The sequence below is a fragment of the Nannocystis exedens genome, assembly GCF_002343915.1.
GTDB classification, from domain to species: domain Bacteria; phylum Myxococcota_A; class Polyangia; order Nannocystales; family Nannocystaceae; genus Nannocystis; species Nannocystis exedens.
Genome location: NZ_NETK01000001.1, coordinates 8,044,895 through 8,061,387 on the forward strand (window position 1 = coordinate 8,044,895; position 16,493 = coordinate 8,061,387).

The 16,493-nt window shown below is 70.9% G+C and carries 16 protein-coding genes; 6 read left to right on the forward strand and 10 right to left on the reverse strand.

All coding sequences use genetic code 11. The annotated features are described in order from the left end of the window. Positions 1-3 precede the first annotated feature (3 nt). The 3 genes from NAEX_RS31690 to NAEX_RS31700 all read right to left on the reverse strand — a co-directional run bounded on the left by NAEX_RS31690 (position 4) and on the right by NAEX_RS31700 (position 1,964). Complete coding sequence (locus tag NAEX_RS31690) at positions 4-1,191, reverse strand: acyl-CoA dehydrogenase family protein (protein WP_096331223.1); 1,188 nt, start codon at positions 1,189-1,191, stop codon at positions 4-6. Between the two features lie 81 nt (positions 1,192-1,272). Next, positions 1,273-1,716: a MauE/DoxX family redox-associated membrane protein gene (locus NAEX_RS31695; RefSeq protein WP_170136149.1), complete on the reverse strand. Its 444-nt coding sequence runs from the start codon at positions 1,714-1,716 to the stop codon at positions 1,273-1,275. Between the two features lie 17 nt (positions 1,717-1,733). Next, positions 1,734-1,964 (reverse strand): hypothetical protein, encoded by a 231-nt coding sequence (locus tag NAEX_RS31700; RefSeq protein ID WP_096331225.1) that lies wholly within the window; start codon positions 1,962-1,964, stop codon positions 1,734-1,736. A 281-nt stretch (positions 1,965-2,245) separates the two neighbouring features. Between NAEX_RS31700 and NAEX_RS31705 the strand changes: the two genes are divergently transcribed. From NAEX_RS31705 to NAEX_RS31720, 4 genes are all read left to right on the forward strand, one after another. Beyond that, a complete protein-coding gene (locus NAEX_RS31705; RefSeq protein WP_096331226.1) occupies positions 2,246-2,986 on the forward strand; it encodes a hypothetical protein in 741 nt (246 codons plus the stop codon). A 90-nt stretch (positions 2,987-3,076) separates the two neighbouring features. After that, on the forward strand, positions 3,077-4,177 hold the full coding sequence (ychF, locus tag NAEX_RS31710; protein ID WP_096331227.1) for a redox-regulated ATPase YchF: 1,101 nt from the start codon (positions 3,077-3,079) through the stop codon (positions 4,175-4,177). Positions 4,178-4,303: 126 nt separating this feature from the next. Further along, the gene (locus tag NAEX_RS31715; RefSeq protein WP_096331228.1) at positions 4,304-5,065 is read left to right on the forward strand and encodes an outer membrane protein assembly factor BamD; all 762 of its coding nucleotides are present in this window, start codon (positions 4,304-4,306) and stop codon (positions 5,063-5,065) included. Positions 5,066-5,075: 10 nt separating this feature from the next. Beyond that, entirely contained in the window at positions 5,076-5,336 is a 261-nt protein-coding gene (locus NAEX_RS31720; protein ID WP_096331229.1) for a hypothetical protein, read from the forward strand. Between the two features lie 97 nt (positions 5,337-5,433). Here the strand turns inward: NAEX_RS31720 and NAEX_RS31725 are convergent, their stop codons facing one another. The 5 genes from NAEX_RS31725 to NAEX_RS31745 all read right to left on the reverse strand — a co-directional run bounded on the left by NAEX_RS31725 (position 5,434) and on the right by NAEX_RS31745 (position 10,805). Further along, positions 5,434-6,396, reverse strand: coding sequence for a hypothetical protein (locus NAEX_RS31725; RefSeq protein ID WP_143140513.1), 963 nt, complete (start codon positions 6,394-6,396; stop codon positions 5,434-5,436). 214 nt (positions 6,397-6,610) lie between these two features. Then, positions 6,611-7,663, reverse strand: coding sequence for a 2-oxoacid:ferredoxin oxidoreductase subunit beta (locus NAEX_RS31730; RefSeq protein ID WP_096331231.1), 1,053 nt, complete (start codon positions 7,661-7,663; stop codon positions 6,611-6,613). A 29-nt stretch (positions 7,664-7,692) separates the two neighbouring features. After that, positions 7,693-9,561 (reverse strand): 2-oxoacid:acceptor oxidoreductase subunit alpha, encoded by a 1,869-nt coding sequence (locus tag NAEX_RS31735; RefSeq protein ID WP_096331232.1) that lies wholly within the window; start codon positions 9,559-9,561, stop codon positions 7,693-7,695. 143 nt (positions 9,562-9,704) lie between these two features. Further along, positions 9,705-10,247, reverse strand: a complete 543-nt coding sequence (locus NAEX_RS31740) for a hypothetical protein (RefSeq protein WP_096331233.1) — start codon at positions 10,245-10,247, stop codon at positions 9,705-9,707. A 63-nt stretch (positions 10,248-10,310) separates the two neighbouring features. Continuing rightward, on the reverse strand, positions 10,311-10,805 hold the full coding sequence (locus tag NAEX_RS31745) for a hypothetical protein (RefSeq protein WP_143140512.1): 495 nt from the start codon (positions 10,803-10,805) through the stop codon (positions 10,311-10,313). A 127-nt stretch (positions 10,806-10,932) separates the two neighbouring features. Here NAEX_RS31745 and NAEX_RS31750 point away from each other — a divergent pair, with 127 nt between their 5' ends. Next, complete coding sequence (locus NAEX_RS31750) at positions 10,933-11,952, forward strand: tetratricopeptide repeat protein (RefSeq protein ID WP_170136150.1); 1,020 nt, start codon at positions 10,933-10,935, stop codon at positions 11,950-11,952. 6 nt (positions 11,953-11,958) lie between these two features. Next, the gene (locus NAEX_RS31755; RefSeq protein ID WP_096331236.1) at positions 11,959-13,212 is read left to right on the forward strand and encodes a LeuA family protein; all 1,254 of its coding nucleotides are present in this window, start codon (positions 11,959-11,961) and stop codon (positions 13,210-13,212) included. A 151-nt stretch (positions 13,213-13,363) separates the two neighbouring features. On the opposite strand, the gene NAEX_RS31760 is transcribed toward NAEX_RS31755, so the two are convergent. Together NAEX_RS31760 and lpdA are read right to left on the reverse strand one after the other, a co-directional pair. Next, a complete protein-coding gene (locus tag NAEX_RS31760) occupies positions 13,364-14,947 on the reverse strand; it encodes a hypothetical protein (RefSeq protein WP_096331237.1) in 1,584 nt (527 codons plus the stop codon). A gap of 108 nt (positions 14,948-15,055) precedes the next feature. After that, a complete protein-coding gene (lpdA, locus tag NAEX_RS31765) occupies positions 15,056-16,456 on the reverse strand; it encodes a dihydrolipoyl dehydrogenase (protein WP_096331238.1) in 1,401 nt (466 codons plus the stop codon). Between the last annotated feature and the right edge of the window lie 37 nt (positions 16,457-16,493).

Below are 16,493 nucleotides of genomic sequence, written 5' to 3' on the forward strand. Positions count from 1 at the left end.
CGCTCAGCTGTTGAAGGCCGACAGCCCGGTCAGGGCGCGACCGATCGCCAGCGTGTGGATCTCGTGGGTGCCCTCGTAGGTGTAGACCGTCTCGAGGTTGCACAGGTGACGCATGATGTGAAACTCGCCCATGATGCCGTTGCCGCCGAGCATCGAGCGGGCGGTGCGGGCCGACTCCAAGGCCATGCGCACGTTGTCCCGCTTGAGGTACGACACCTGCTCGGGGGTGAGCTTGCCGTCCTGCTTGAGCCGGCCGAAGTGGTAGGCGAGCAGGAGGCCCTTGCCGATGTCGTTGTGCAGCTCGACCAGCTTCTGCTGCGTCAGCTGGAAGCCGGCGATCGGCCGCCCGAACTGGGTGCGCTGCAAGGTGTAGTCGCGGGCCCGCTCGTACACGCTCATGGCCGCGCCCACGGCGCCCCAGCCGATGCCGTAGCGGGCCTGCGTGAGGCAGCCGAGCGGACCCTTGAGGCCGCGCACGCCGGGCAGCAAATTCTCCTTGGGCACGCGCACCTCGTCGAGCACGATCTCGCCGGTGATCGAGGCGCGCAGGCTGAGCTTGCCGTGGGTCTCCGGGGTCTGCAGACCGGCCATGCCGCGCTCGACGAGGAAGCCGCGGATCACCGGGTTGTCGCTGCCGAAGTCGAGCGTCTTGGCCCACACCACCAGCACGTCGGCGATCGGGCTGTTGGTGATCCACATCTTCTGGCCGGTCAGCACGTAGTCGCCGCCGGCCTCGCGCTGGCGGGCGTGGGTGCGCATCGAGCCGGGGTCGCTGCCGCTGTTGGGCTCGGTCAGGCCGAAGGCGCCGATGATCTCGCCGCGGGCCATCCCGGGCAGCCAGCGCTCGCGCTGGGCCTCGTCGCCGTAGGTGAAGATCGGCCACATCGCCAGCGCCGACTGCACCGAGCAGAAGCTGCGGATGCCGCTGTCCTGCCGCTCGAGCTCGATCATCGTCAGGCCGTAGGCGACCGGGTTCATGCCGGCGCAGCCGTAGCCGTGCAGCGGGGCGCCGAGGAAGCCCATGGCGGCGAACTCGGGGATGAGCTCGCGCGGGAAGGTGGCGCGCTCGTAGTGCTGCTCGATGACCGGGGCGATCCGCTTGGTGCCGAAGTCCCGCGCGGCCTGCCAGGTCAGGCGCTCCTCGTCGGTGAGCAGGTGGTCGATCGAGAGGATGTACGGGACGCCGGTCATCGAGGCGTGTCTACCACGCGCGCCCGGCGGGGCTCGCGACTTCGCAGTGAGCCTGACATGCGGACGGGCGCGTGAAGCTCCTCACCGCGCCCGCTCACGCCCGAGGTCGAGCGCCAGCACCACGGTGAGGCCCAGGAGCACGATGTTCCGCACGAGGTCGAGGGCGCCGACCGGCTCGGCCTGGACGGCGCTGCCGAAGCAGCCGCAGTCGAGGTCGATCCCCCGCGCCAGCGCCGACCCGATCAGCGCGGTGAAGGTCGCCATCAGCCCGACCGACAGCCACACGCCGCCGCGGTACAGCCGCCCGCTTAGCAGCGCCAGCGCGGCCAGCAGCTCGAGCATCGGCGCGGTGGTGGCGACCACGTTGACCAAGACGTCGGGGAACAGGCGGTAGTTGGGCAGCTTGGCCGCGAACGCGGCCGGATCGGCCAGCTTCGGCGCGGCCGCGGCGAGCAGCACGCCGGCGACGACCAGGCGGAGGACCCAGATACCGCCGCGCCGCCACTGAGTTGCCCGATCGGACATGTCCGCTTGGACCTGGCTCATTGGACATCCTCCGGGCCGGGGCTGGACATCGGCGTGGCCGGCGCGAACGAGGCGGCGGGCGCCTCGGCGGCGGCGGGCGCCTCGGGCTCGGCCTCGCCGCCGCACATGGTCTCCTCGGCCCGGGGGGCGGGCACCCACGGCAGATCTGGCCGGAGAGCCAGGTGCATGAGGCCGAGGGCGAGGCCGGCGGCGAGCAGCGCGAGCAGTTCGCGGACGTCACGACGCATGGGACACCTAGCCTAACACCGGCTGGGCGGCCTTATTCCGCGTTCGACGCGCTGCGGCGCGCGGCCGCAGCCTGAGCGGGGAGTGTGCGTCAGAGCGCGTCCTGCCGCCCGCGCCGCTGCGGTTGCCGGGAATTTGCTGGCGCCTGCGGGGGCAGTGCTACCCTTGCGGGCGCGCCCGCGCAGGCGGCGATGCCGCCGCGGCCTGGACGACTTCCAGGGGCTCTTCCGGGCCCGCGCCGTCCTCCGGCCCCGTCGGCCGCACGCGTCAGGAGCCTTCGCCCATGACCCATCGCAAGCTGTTCGTGCTGTGGACCCTGCTGTGCGCCCTGGCGCTGCTGCCGCGGGCCGCCGAGGCCGCCCCCGTCACGGTCGGCGGCAAGGCCAGCACCACCGGCGGTACCAGCGGTTCGGCCAGCGGCCCCAAGCGCTCGGGCTTCGAGCTGCCGGAGAACATCATCGGCGGCAACGCGATCACCGCCTTGCTGCCGGTCCAGGTCGGCTTCGCCGGCTACCTGCCGCGGGTGAGGATCGGCTTCCAGTACGAGCGCCAGCTGTACAAGGCGCACTGGGTGTACGTACAGATCGCCGGCCTGCTCGACCGCGGCGACTGGCACACCTTCCGCCTGCCGGAGTGCGGCCTCGGTGCGTCCATGGGCTCGTGCAACCGCGGCACCGTCGCCGGCTTCGACCTCGGCCTCGGCTATTCCCACAAGTGGTTCCTCAAGGAGCACCCGTACCTGGTGCCGATCGCCCGCGTCGGCCTCAACGGCGGGGCGTGGTGGTACCCGTACATCACCGAGTCGCGCCAGCAGGCCCGCGAGCGCACCTGGTCGATGAGCGTCCGCGGCGGCGGCGGCCTGCGGATCTTCCTGCTGCGCAACCTGGCCCTCGGGCTCGACGTGAACCTCGTGCTCGGCTTCACGATCTCCCGCGACCGCCCGCTGGCCAGGCCGCCGGAGACCAACGCCAACTTCCTGATCGGCATGGAAGTCCTGCCGCTGATCGTGGAACACCGGTTCTAGCGGCGCCTCCGGCCCGTGCGCGCGACCGGCGCGCGTGTGTGAAAACCCGGTTCGCGGAGCGCGGGAGATCGTGCTACCTCCCCGCGGCTCATGTCGCTCGCTGTCGGAATCGTCGGTCTGCCCAACGTCGGCAAGTCCACCCTGTTCAACGCGCTGTCGAACGCCGGCGCCCAGGCGGCCAACTACCCGTTCTGCACGATCGACCCGAACATCGGCGTGGTCCCGGTGCCGGACCCGCGGATGGACGCGCTGATCAAGCTGTTCGAGCCGCACAAGGAGGTGCCGACGGCGGTCGAGTTCGTCGACATCGCCGGCCTCGTCAAGGGCGCGAGCCAGGGCGAGGGCAAGGGCAACGCGTTCCTCAGCCACATCCGCAACGTCGACGCGATCGTCCACGTCGTGCGCTGCTTCGACGACAGCGGCATCGTCCACGTCCACGGCAAGGTCGACCCGGTCGACGACGCCGAGGTGATCAACACCGAGCTCTTGCTGCGCGACATCCAGTCGGTCGAGGCGCGGCTGCAGAAGGCGGTCAAGAACTCGAAGGGCGGCGACAAGGCCGAGAAGCTGGCGGCGGCGACCTGCGAGAAGCTGCTGGCGGCGATGAACCGCGGCCAGCCGGCGCGGACGATCGAGCTCGACGAGGAGTCGCGCGAGGTCGTCAAGTCGCTGCAGCTGCTCACCGCCAAGCCGATGCTGTACGCGGCCAACGTCGCCGAGGCGCAGCTGTCGGCCGGCACGTCGGACCCGCTGGTCGCCAAGGTGGTCGAGCTGGCGGCGCGCGAGAAGTCCGAGGTGGTGGTGATCTCGGCGGCGATCGAGGCCGAGATCGTCGGCCTGTCGCCGGACGAGCGGCGCGAGTTCCTCGACGGCCTCGGCGTCGCCGAGCCGGGCCTGAACCGCCTGATCCGCCAGGCCTACGCGCTGCTCGACCTCATCACCTTCTTCACCGCCGGCAAGCAGGAGGTCCGCGCCTGGACCATCCGCCGCGGCACCCTGGCCCCCCAGGCGGCCGGCAAGATCCACACCGACTTCGAGCGCGGCTTCATCCGCGCCGAGGTCCAGAGCTGGGAGGACCTGGTCCGCCTCGGCTCCGAGGCCGCCGTCAAGGCCAAGGGCCTGCTCCGCGTCGAGGGCAAGGAGTACGTGGTTCAGGACGGCGACGTCATGCACTTCCGCTTCAACGTCTGAGGCTGGCCCGAAGGCCAGGTGAGCGGGATGCCGATGGCGCAAGTCGCGCGAAGTGCGCTCGCGGAGTCGGAGCGCCGACCCGGGCGGGGTGTGGCATTTGCGAGCGGGCGATGGCACGCTCGCGCCGTGAACCAGGTTGCGCGGTCCTCGTGTCGCTCGCTCGCCGTCGCGCTCGCGGCGGTGATGGTGTTCACCCCGACCGGCGCGCGCGCGCGCGTCCACGCGGCACCGGCTGTCTCCGGGGACAGGTCCTTCGGGACAGCCAGCGCGGGCGAGGGCGAGAAGGCGACCTCGACCGTGCCGCTGTCGGACGATCCGGCGGTCGAGTACAAGGCCGGGACGCAGGCCTACGCGCTCGGCAACTACGAGCAGGCGATCGCGCACTTCGAGCGCAGCTACGCGCTGTCGAACCACCCGTACCTGCTCTACAACCTCGGGCTCGCGTACACCCAGTGGTACGGGCTGTCGAACGACGCCGGCCACCTGCGCAAGGCCCGGCGGCTGTTCCAGAACTACCTCAAGGCGCTGGCCGACGATCCGAAGATGGATCAGGAGCAGCGCGACGACGCCGAGGCGCAGATCGCCAAGATCGACGAGCAGCTGGCCGAGATCGCCGCGCGCACGCCCGTCGCCACGCCGCCCGAGGGGCCGTCCGAGGCCGCCGGCGCTCCGCCGCCGCGCGGCGGTGACGTGCCGCCGCCGAGCAAGCAGCCGGTCTACAAGAAGGGCTGGTTCTGGGGCGTGATCGTCGTCGGCGCGCTCGCGGTCGCCGGCGGCGTCACGGCCGGGGTGCTGGCGAGCCGGCGCGACGAGCGGGGCCCGGCCGAGCTCGGCAACATCGGGCCCACCCGCGGCGAGGCGCCCACGGGCCTGGGCCTGCGGTTCTGAAGGAGGGCGGGTGGTCTCGAGCCAGGATCTGCATCCGTCGGCCGGCGCGCGCTTCGTGTGCGAGCGCGAGCCCGGCGAGCCGCTGCGCTACCGGGCCAGCGTGTACGTGGCCGGCGGGGCGACCGTCACCGCGGCGCTGAGCTGGGACGCGGCCGGGCAGGCGACGCTCGCGCCGACGCCCGAGGACGAGTGGGTGGCGAGCGAGCTGCTCAAGCTGGCGCGGGTGCTGAAGCACAGCGGGCAGGCGAGGCTGGTCCGCTGGCGCGGATGAACGAACGGACAGGTCCCCAAGGGCCTGCCCGCTCGTTCATGTGCCCGGGTCCATGTGTGCTCGGACCGGTCCGAAGGGACAGGCCCGGGCGGGCGCGCTAGCCGGTGCTGCTGGTGCTGTCGCCGCCGGTGCTGCTGGTGTCGGTGTCGGTGCCGGTCTCGTTGATCGGGCAGCCCTCCTCGCCCTCGTCGCAGCAGGCGCACACGGCCAGGCCGTCCTGGACCTCGCACGAGCCGAAGTCGTAGGTGGCGCCCATGTCGTCGCCGATCTCGGTGCAGAGGGTGAAGCAGTCGGCCTCGGTGGTCTTGCCCCACTTGCAGCCGGCCCAGGTGTTGGCGTCGAGGCAGCTCGGGGCCTCGCCGGAGCAGGCCGCGCCGGAGCCGCTGCCGCACTCGGTGTAGATGTTCATGCCGTCGTCGACGCAGCCGTACGAGAAGTCGTAGCCGTCGAGCTTGCAGGTGTCGTCGAGCGTGGTGTCCTCGACCCACACGCCGCCCTCGCAGTAGTACTGCTTGCTGCCGTAGGGGCCGCAGGTGTCGGGGTTGGTGCAGAAGAACGACTCGGTGTCGGGGTTGCACGTGCCGGGGGGCTCGACCGCCTCGAGGCACTCCTCGGGCTCGCCCGTGGTGCCGACGCTGGTGGTCGGGATCTGCTCGGTCGTGGTGCCGTCGGTCGAGCTGTCGGTGGCGGTGCCGTCGGTGCCCTGCGAGGTCTGGCCGTCGTCGGGGCAGCAGGTCAGGTCGGCGTCGTCGTCCGGGTTGCACCACGTGTAGCCGACGTCGCAGAAGCACTGATCGCCGGAGAGGGTGCTGTTGGGCTCGCACTCGCCGCCCTTGCCCTCTTTCTCGCAGCAGTCGGTGTCGTCGGTGCCGGGGTTGCAGCGCTCGTAGCCGGGGTTGCAGACGCAGTTGGCGTCGTTGTTGGCGAGCAGGCTGCCGCAGTCGTGGATGCCGGCGTCGTCTCCGCCCGGGCCCACCGTGATCACGCAGCCGAGCGCGAAGGCCGAGGCGAAGGAGAAGACAGAAGCCAAGAAGGAGGAAGGCGGAGAGAGGCGTTGCATGACTCGATCCTGTGGAATCAACCGGTCCGACGACAGGGGCGCGTGGTTGATTCTTCGCGAAAAAGTACGCGGGCCGCGCCGCCGCGCCGGGCGCGGACTTAACGCAGAAGCCCGCGCAGACGGGCGTGCGCGGGCGATCTGAGCCAAGCGGCCGGACAGTGTTCGCGCCGGTCGTGCAGACCCGCACGCGATCGTCGTGCGCGAGCCAGCGCGCTCAGCCAGCCGGGTCCGCCGACGGGTCGGCGTCGACCTTCCACGTGTGGCCCTTGCGCATGAGGGCGTTGAGGTCGCCGAGCCCGCGCGCGCGGGCCTGCTTGTTCTGCTCGTGCATGCCGACCTCGAACGGGACCAGGTTCTCGTCGCTGCGGAACAGCACGCCGACCGCGACCGGGAAGGTCGGCGGGTCGAGGTTGGCCAGCAGGAACGCCTGCGAGCGGTTGGTCTCGTCGTGGACCAGCAGGTCGGCCTCGGTCACGCCGTCCTCGCCGACGGTGACGACCTCGATGTCGAGGCTGCCCGGGCGCAGGCGCAGGCCCTTGTTGTCGCCGAAGCGCATCGGCTTGCCGTGCTCGAGGTGCAGCTGCTGCTGCGCCGCGACGTCCTTGGCCGTGAAGTGGTCGAACGCGCCGTCGTTGAAGACCGGGCAGTTCTGGAACACCTCGACGAAGCCGGTGCCCTGGAACTCGTGGGCGCGCTTCAGGGTGGCGATCAAATTTTTGGCGTCGGTGTCGATGCCGCGGGCGACGAACCGCGCGCCGCAGCCCAGCGCGAACGCGGCCGGGGCGATCGGGTTGTCGACCGAGCCCATCGGCGACGACGGCGAGCGCTTGCCGAGCAGCGACGTCGGCGAGTACTGGCCCTTGGTGAGGCCGTAGATCCGGTTGTTGAACAGGATGATCTGCAGGTTGAGGTTGCGCCGCAGGACGTGGATCAGGTGGTTGCCGCCGATGCTGAGGCCGTCGCCGTCGCCGGTGATCAGCCAGACGTCGAGCTGCGGGTTGGCGAGCTTGAGGCCGGTGGCGATCGCGGGCGCGCGGCCGTGGATCGTGTGGAAGCCGTACGTGTTCATGTAGTACGGGAACCGGCTCGAGCAGCCGATGCCGGAGATGAACACGGTGTTCTCGCGCCGCACCCCGAGCTCGGGGAGCATGCGCTGGACCGCCGCGAGGATGGCGTAGTCGCCACAACCGGGGCACCAGCGCACCTCCTGGTCGGAGGTGAAGTCCTTGCGGGTCAGCGGCGGGTTCGGAGGATCGAGGGGCGTCATCGTCGTGACTCCAAAAGCTCTCGGGGAAATCAGGAAGAGGCGAGGAGGCCGCGGATCTCGGCCTCGATCTCGGCGATCTTGAACGGCTGACCGGCGATCTTGTTGAGGCCGCGCGCGTCGACCAGGTAGTCGCTGCGCAGGAGCTTGACCAGCATGCCGTTGTTCATCTCGGGCACGAGGACGTGCTTGAAGCGCTTCAGCACCTCGCCGAGGTTCTTCGGCATCGGGTGCATGTAGCGGATGTGCGCGTGCGAGACCTTGAGGCCGGCCTTGCGCGCGCCGAGCACCGCCGAGCTGATGGCGCCGTAGGTCGAGCCCCAGCCGACCACCAGCAGGTCGCCGCTGTCGTCGCCCTGGTCGATCTTCTGCAGCGGGATGTCGTCGGCGACGCCGGCGACCTTGGCCGCGCGGACCTTGACCATCTTGTGGTGGTTGTCCGGGTCGTACGAGATGTTGCCCGAGTCGTAGTTCTTCTCGAGGCCGCCGATCCGGTGCTCGAGCCCCGGGGTGCCGGGGATCGCCCAGTTGCGCGCGAGCGTCTGCGGGTCGCGCAGGAACGGGTGGAAGCCGGCCGGGTCGGTGCGGTGCTTGACCGGGAACGGCTCGAAGCTGTTGATGTCCGGGATCTTCCACGGCTCGGCGCTGTTGGCCAAAAAGCCGTCGGTGAGGAGGATGACCGGGGTCATGTACTTGGTGGCGAGGCGCACGGCCTCGACCGCCATGGTGAAGCAGTCGCCGGGGGTCGAGGCGGCGAGCACGACCAGCGGGCAGTCGCCGTTGCGGCCGTAGACCGCGAACAGCAGGTCGCTCTGCTCGGTCTTGGTCGGCAGGCCCGTCGAGGGGCCGCCGCGCTGGACGTCGACGACGACCAGCGGCAGCTCGGTCGAGACGGCGAGGCCGATCGCCTCGGTCTTGAGCGCGAGGCCCGGACCCGAGGTGGTGGTGATGCCGAGCGAGCCGGCGTAGGAGGCCCCGATCGCGGCGCACACCGCCGCGATCTCGTCCTCGGCCTGGAAGGTGGTGATGCCGTAGGCGCGCAGGTTCGACAGGGTGTGCAGGATCGTCGAGGCCGGCGTGATCGGGTAGCTGCCGAGCACGAGCTCGAGGCCGGCCAGCTTGCCGCCGGTGAGCAGGCCCCACGCGGTCGCCTCGTTGCCGGTGACGTTGCGGTAGTGGCCCTCCTGCAGCCTGGCCTTGGGGACCTCGTAGGCGTGGATGCCCTGCGGCATCTCGGCGGTCTCGCCGTAGACGTGGCCGGCGTTGAGCGCGGCGATGTTGGCCTCGGCGATGTTCGGGTTCTTGGCGAACTTGCCGCGCAGCCACTCGGCGGTGCTCTCGCGCTCGCGCCCGAACATCCACATCATCAGGCCGAGCGTCCACATGTTCTTGGCGCGCACGGCCTCCTTGTTGCCGAGGCCGAACGACTCGACCGACTGCAGCGTGTGCTTGGTGATGTCGATCTTGAGCAGGCGGTAGCCGTCGAGGCTGCTGTCCTCGAGCGGGTTCTTGTCGTAGCCGGCCTTCTTGAGGTTGCCCGCCGTGAAGGCGCCGGTGTTGACGACGAGCAGACCGCCCGGCTTGAGGTCGCGCAGGTTGACCTTCAGCGCCGCGGGGTTCATCGCCACGAGCACGTCGGGCGCGTCGCCCGGCGTCATGATGTCGTGCGCGGCGAAGTGGACCTGGAAGCCCGACACGCCGAAGGTCGTGCCCGCGGGGGCGCGGATCTCGGCCGGGAAGTCGGGCAGCGTCGACAGGTCGTTGCCCATCAGCGCGGTCGTGTCGGAGAACTGCGAGCCGGTGAGCTGCATACCGTCGCCGGAGTCGCCGGCGAAGCGAATCACGACCGATTCGATGAGCTCGCGCTGGGAGGTCGAATTTGTGGAAGCGAACGTATCCATGACCGCAACGAGCGCGCGCAGCCGTGGCGCGCGCGCGTGTCAGAGTATGCGCCGTGGTCGGTTTCGTTGTCATCGCGGGCCCTCGGCCAGGCCCGTGAGCCAGCACAAGCTACGTGCGCCACGTCGACGCGTGTTGTCGCGGCTCACTCGAGGCTGCGCACGAGCGCTTCGACATATGCGACGTAGCTCTCGAGCGTGGCCGCGGTCGCGTCCTTCGGCGCTCGCGCGAGAGCCGGCGGCGACGGCTGTCCCTTGGGGTCGACGACGGCCCCGGCCCACGCGAGCAAGGCGGCGCGATCAAAGGAATTATTGATTCGTTTGCCGCGGACCGGCGAGGCGGCGAGGCGAGCGTTCCACGCCAGCACCTTGCGCACGAAGGTCATGGTCCACGCCTTGTGGTTGGCCTCGAACGTCGACGCGAGGTCGGGTCGTACGGCAGAGAGGATCTTGCGCACGCCCGCGCCGACGCGGGGGGCGTTGCGCGGGTCGTCGAGGAGGTCGCGCTGGCTGGCGGCGACGCTGTGGACAGCGCCGCCGACGCGGATGTCGGCCGGTCCGAGCGCCGCGTCGACGCGGACGACCACCGCCGCACCACCCTCGGCGGCGACGATCGCCCCGAGCACGCGCGTGGGGACGGCGACTTCGAGCGGCTCGGCCGCGATCGCGGGGCCGGTGATGGAAGTCATCGCGATCGCTGCCGCCGCCGAGAGCCAAAGTCGCCGAGTGATCATGCGCAATTCCCGACGACGTCAGCGTAGCGCGGTTTGTTCACCCGGCCCGGCGGGAAATTCTTCGCGCCAGGGCGGCTCGAAGGTCCACACCAGTCGCTTGCCGAACCCGATCCGGTTGTCCGTCAACTTGGCCCACGTGATCGCCAGCGCGTACAGCCGGTCGCGCTCGCCGAGGTGGGCCGCGGCGACCGGGTGGCGCTCGAGATAGGCGGCGCGCAGGCTCGCGGCGGCGTCTCCGTGTAGCCGGCTGCACACCACGACCTCGCCGCGGAGCTGCAGGCCGCGGACCTCGCCGATCACCTCGGTCTCCAGGTAGAGCGCGGCGGCCACGGCCGTCGGCCCGTCGCCGATCGACCGCCCGTGGCAGGTGTCGGCGCGGCTGGCGAACACGACGATCGGCGCGGCCGAGCCGGGCAAGCCGGCGGCGGCGTAGAAGAGAGGAGTCGCGTAGGGCAGACCGTCGTCGGCCAGCGTGGCGAGGGCGATGACCCAGCGCTCCTGCAAGAGCCTCATGAGCAGCCTCACGTCTGGCGGGGCGGGCGATTCGGCGGCAGGCGGCATGTCGAGTCCGCTTCTACCTCGAGCGCGCGGCCGCACGCCGCGGTCGGTCGCGCGAGACGCCGTGTTAGAGTTCGCGCCCATGAAGCAGCAGTCACTGGATGCAATCGTCGACCGCGGGCTCGCGGCCGTCGATGACGACGACCTCAAGACGGCGGAGGACGCCCTCGAGGAGGCGGCTCGGCTCGGCGGCGAGAACCACGTGCGGGTGTTGCACCTGGCCGGGATGGTCGCCTGGGCGCAGGGTCGCCTCGATCAGGCGGCGGGTTATCTGATGCAGGCCGCCGACGGCGCGCCCGAGGACCCGCAGATCTACCTCGACTGCGCCGAGTGCTTGTTGTCGCACGGCGAGGACCTCGACGAGGCCGAGGCGGCCGCGCGCGCGGTGCTCCGGCTCGAGGGCGCCGACACCGACTCGATCGATCAGGCGCGCCTGTTGCTGGCGCAGATCCGCCTCAGCGACGACGACACCGACGAGGCGCTCGAGCTGCTCGAGGGCATCAGCGCCGAGCGCAAGAACGACGCCGCGTACCTCAGCATCCACGGGTTCGTGCTGATGAACTCGAACCGCCCGAAGGAGGCGGCGGAGTCGCTCGGGCGCGCGGTCGCGGTCGACCCCGAAGACCCGGACGTCCATTACTGGTACGGCCAGGCGCTCGAGGTGCTCGGCGACGTCGCGGGCGCGCGGGCCGAGATGCTCAAGGTGCTCGAGCTCGACGCGCGCGATCTCGAGGACCACGAGCCGGTCAGCGAGGAGCTGGCAGAGGACCTGCGCGGCCAGTTCGAGGCGCTGCTCGAGGACATCCCGGACCAGGTGCTCAAGCTGGTCGCCAGCGCGCCGATCACGGTGCAAGACCGGCCGACCGCGGCGCAGGTCGAGGCCGGGGCGGATCCGCGCGGGATCGTCACCTTCGTCGGTCGCGCACGCACCGACGACGCCGAGGCGCGGCTGGACAGCATCGTGCTCATGCGAGACTTCTTGCTCGACGAGATCGAAGGGGACGACGACATCCCCGAGCTGTTGATGATCGGTCTCGTCGACGAGCTGCGCCGCTTCTTCCGCCTGGAGGGGCTCGAGGTGGCGACCGGAACGGAGGACTGACAGCCCATGGCGACGACCCACGCGAACACGGCGGCCCTGATCTACGACTGGAACGAGAAGGAGCGGACCGCACCGCTGTTGCGGCGGGCGCCTCGCTTCGTCGACGAGAGCATCCGCGACGGCATCCAGTCGCCGTCGGTGCGCGACCCGTCGATCGAGCAGAAGATGGAGCTCGTGCGGCTGATGGATCGCATGGGCGTCCACGCGGTCAACCTCGGTCTGCCGGGCGCGGGTCGCCGCGCGCAGGAGGACGTCGAGCGCCTGCTGCGGTTCATGGTCGAGGAGAAGCTGCGGATCACGGCCAACTGCGCCGCGCGCACCGTGGCCTCCGACATCCACCCGATCATCGACATCTCGCAGAAGGTCGGCGTGCCGATCGAGGTGATGACGTTCATCGGCTCGAGCCCGATCCGCGGCTACACGGAGGGCTGGGACAACGACCGGCTCAAGAAGCACACCCACGAGGCGGTCAAGCTCGGGGTCGACCATGGGCTGCCGGTCGGCTTCGTCACCGAGGACACCACGCGCTCGCACCCGAAGACGCTCGACGTGCTGTTCCGGACCGCGCTCGAGGCCGGCGCCGGCCGCCTCGTGCTGTGCGACACCTGCGGCCACGCGACGCCCGACGGCCTGCGCAACCTCCTCAACTTCGCGCGCGGGGTGCTGCGCTCGATGGACCTCGAGGACACCGTTGAGCTCGACTGGCACGGCCACAACGACCGCGGCCTGGCGCTCGTGCTCGGGCTCTACGCGTTCGAGTGGGGCTTCAACCGCGTCCACGGCTGCGGCCTCGGCATCGGCGAGCGCGTCGGCAACTGCTCGCTCGACCTGCTGCTGCTCAACCTGTACCTGCTCGGCCAGCTCGACCCCAAGCAGCACGACCTGTCGTGCCTGGTCGAGTACGTCGAGAAGATCAGCGAGGCCACCGGCGTGCCGATCCACCCCAGCTACCCGCTGGCCGGCCGCGACGCGTTCCGTACGGCCACGGGCGTCCACGCGGCGGCGATCATCAAGGCGACCAAGACCGGCGACCTCGACCTCGCCGACCGCGTGTACTCGTCGGTGCCGGCCCGGGTGTTCGGTCGCAAGCAGGAGATCGAGATCGGCCACTACAGCGGCCGCTCCAACGTGATCTTCTGGCTGCGCGAGCACGGCTACGAGCCGTCCGACGAGCTGGTCGACCGGGTGTTCAATTTCGCCAAGAGCCAGAACCACACCCTCACCACCGAGGAAGTGAAGGCCGTGATCGCCGGCGGCTGAGCGCCGCGCGAATCGTAGAGGGCGACGCGGGCGACCGCGTCGCCCTTTTTCGTGCGCGCTCGCCCTTCATCCGGGGACATGTTTGGGGAGACATGCGCCTCGACGCATGCTCCTCAGGACATGCTCGCGAGGACATGTCCTGCCGGGCGGATCACTCCCACAGCACCTTGAGCAGCTTCTTGCACTCGCGGGCGAGGGCGGCGAACAGCTCGGGGTCGACCCACTTGTCGGGGATCGGCTCGCGGTTGCCGGCGACCGTCGGCGCGGCGGCGACGGCGACCTGCAGCGGGAACACGTCGGCGCGCGACCAGCCCTGCTTGCGGATCTCCGGCGTCACCAGCTCGATCCACCCGCGCGGGTTGTCGGCCCACGCCAGCCAGCGCAGCGGCGGCGGCTCACGCGTCGCGTCCGGCGTGCCCGGCCACAGGACCAGGGCCGGGCGCGCCGTGCCCTCGCGGAAGCGGACCATCGCCGGCAGCAGGAGCGCGTCGCCGGGCAGGACGTCGCTGGCGAGGCGGCGCACGACGGGGCGCTCGAGCAGGGTGCCGTGGCCGTGGGTGACGAACACCTGCGAGGCGTCGGCGCCGAGCACGGCGTCGACCTTGAGCGCGGAGATCGGCGCCCCGGTCAGCTTGCTGCGGGTCGGCGTGAAGTCGGGGCGCTTGTTGGCCTCCTCGGGCTCGGCGGGGCGCGGCTCGACCAGAGTGCGCTTGCCCGGCGCGATCTTCTGCCAGGTGAGGGCGTCGGGATCGACGCGCCACAGCCGGCCGAGCATGCCCTCGGCCTGCGGACCGCCGAGGACGATCCGGGCCCCGCCGTGACCTGTCCCGAGGACCAGCATGCAGGTGGCAGGCCACTGCAGCCGCGTCTCCTCGGCCTCGGGCAGCGGCACGAAGCTGTCCTCCTCGCCAGGCTGAGGCTTCGGCTGCTCGATCAGGAACCGCTGCAGCAGGCCCTTGGGCCGCAGCACGTAGACGTGGCGCTCGTCGCCGCCGCAGGCCAGCGGGGCGGCCTGGCGCGCGGCCAGGCGAGGGAAGCGCTCGCCGTCGACGCGCAGGTGCTTGCCGGTCCACGCGACCGCGCCGTCGCGGGCGCAGAGGATCGCGCGGCCGGTGGTGGTGGTGCCGAGCGCGGCGATGCCCTCGGCGTCGACGTCGGTCGGGCTGGTGGCGCGCAGCTTCAGCTGGGTGTAGCCGGACGGACGGTCGGGATCGATGAGCCACGCGGTCGCCGAGCCGTCGGCCCACAGCGCGCGGCCGTCGAGGTTGACGAGCCCGGTGACGGTCCGCTCCGACACCTTGCGCCGGTGCAGCGGGGCCTCCTTGTCGATGTCGAACAGGATCTCGCCGGTCGCCCCGACGCCGCACAGGACGTTCGGACGGACCAGCGCGACGCGGTCGACGAAGTCGCCGAGCTTGCTGCCGACCTTCGTCAGCGCCGTCGAGAACACGCTGCCGAAGTAGAGGTGGTGGCCGCCGATCCACAGCTGGCCGTCCTTGGCGCCCTCGCTGACCGACGGCTCGGGGTTCGCACACTCGATCGCGCGCACGACCTCGAAGCTGCTGACGCCGAGGACCCACAGCTCGTACGGCAGCGGGACGACGAGGTGCTTGCCGTCGCGGGTGATGTGGATCGACAGCGGGCGATCGTCGAGGTTGGCGACATCGGCGGACTTCGAGCCGGCGATGGTCCGTTGACCGGTGCTCGAGCGCTTGATCGGAGCCTGGCGCGCCATGACGAGGCCAGCCTAACACGGGCGCGGGCCGCGAGATCACGGGCCTGAAAGCCGCGCAGGGCGGCCTTCAGCCCGTTCCGGAGCCGACGGCCGGGTCCGCCCGCGGCCTCAGATGTTGAGGACGCGGCCGCCGGCGTCGAGCGCCGCCTCCTTGACCACCTCGGACAGGGTCGGGTGGGCGTGGACGCTGCGGGCGATGTCCTCGGCGCTGGCGGAGAACTCCATCGCCACCGCGGCCTCGGCGATGAGGTCGCCGGCGCGCGGGCCGATGATGTGGACGCCGAGGACGCGGTCGGTCTCGGCGTGGGCGAGGACCTTCACCAGGCCGTCGGTCTCGCCGAGCGCCTTGGCGCGGGCGTTGGCGAGGAACGGGAAGCTGCCCTTCTTGAACGGGACGCCGGCCTGCTTGAGCTCGGGCTCGGTCTTGCCGACGCTGGCGATCTCCGGGTGCGTGTAGATGATGTTGGGGATCGCGTCGTAGTTGACGTGGCCCGGCTGGCCGGCCATGCCCTCGACGGCGGCGATGCCCTCCTCCTCGGCCTTGTGCGCCAGCATCGGGCCGGGGATGACGTCGCCGATGGCCCAGATGCCGGGCACCGCGGTGGCGTAGTGGGCGTCGACCTGGACGAAGCCGCGGCGGTCGAGCTGGACGCCGACGGCCTCGGCGCCGAGGCCCTCGGTGTTGGGCTTGCGGCCGACGGACACGAGCACGCGGTCGCCGGTGATCGTCTGCGCCTGGCCGTCCGGGGCGGTGAAGGCGACCTCGACGGTGTCGCCCTTGCGGGTCGCGCCGGTGACCTTGACGCCGAGGCGGATGTCGAGGCCCTGCTTGGCGAACAGCTTGGCCGCGACCTTGCTGACGTCGGGGTCCATGATCGGCAGGAGCGCCGGCATGTACTCGAGCACCGTGACCTTGGCGCCGAGGCGGGCCCACACCGAGCCGAGCTCGAGGCCGATGACGCCGGCGCCGATGACGATCAGGTGCTCGGGCACGCTCGGGTAGGCGAGCGCGTGGGTCGAGTGGCCGATGCGGTCGCCGTCGAAGGCGACGCCCGGGATGGTGGCCGGCACCGAGCCGGTGGCGATGAGGATCCGCCGGGTCTCGAGCACCTCGGTGGTCTCGCCGGTGACCTCGACCTTGCCCGGCGCGACGATCCTGCCGAGGCCCTTGGCCCAGTGGATCTTGTGCTTGCGGAACAGGCCGGCCACGCCGCCCGTGAGCTGTTTGACGATCTTGTCCTTGCGGCCCAGCATCGTCGGCAGGTCGAGCTCGACGCCGGCGAGCTTGATGCCGTGCTCGGCCGAGTGCAGGCGCGCGGCGGCGAACCGCTCGCTCGACTCGAGCAGCGCCTTGCTGGGGATGCAGCCGACGTTGAGGCAGGTGCCGCCGAGGGTCGGGTCCTTCTCGACGCAGGCGGTGCGCAGGCCGAGCTGGGCGGCGCGGATGGCGGCGACGTAGCCGCCGGGGCCGGAGCCGATGACGACGAGATCGTAGGTCTCTTGGGACATGGTGTTACGGACCTGGCTTCAGGAGCATGTCTTGACG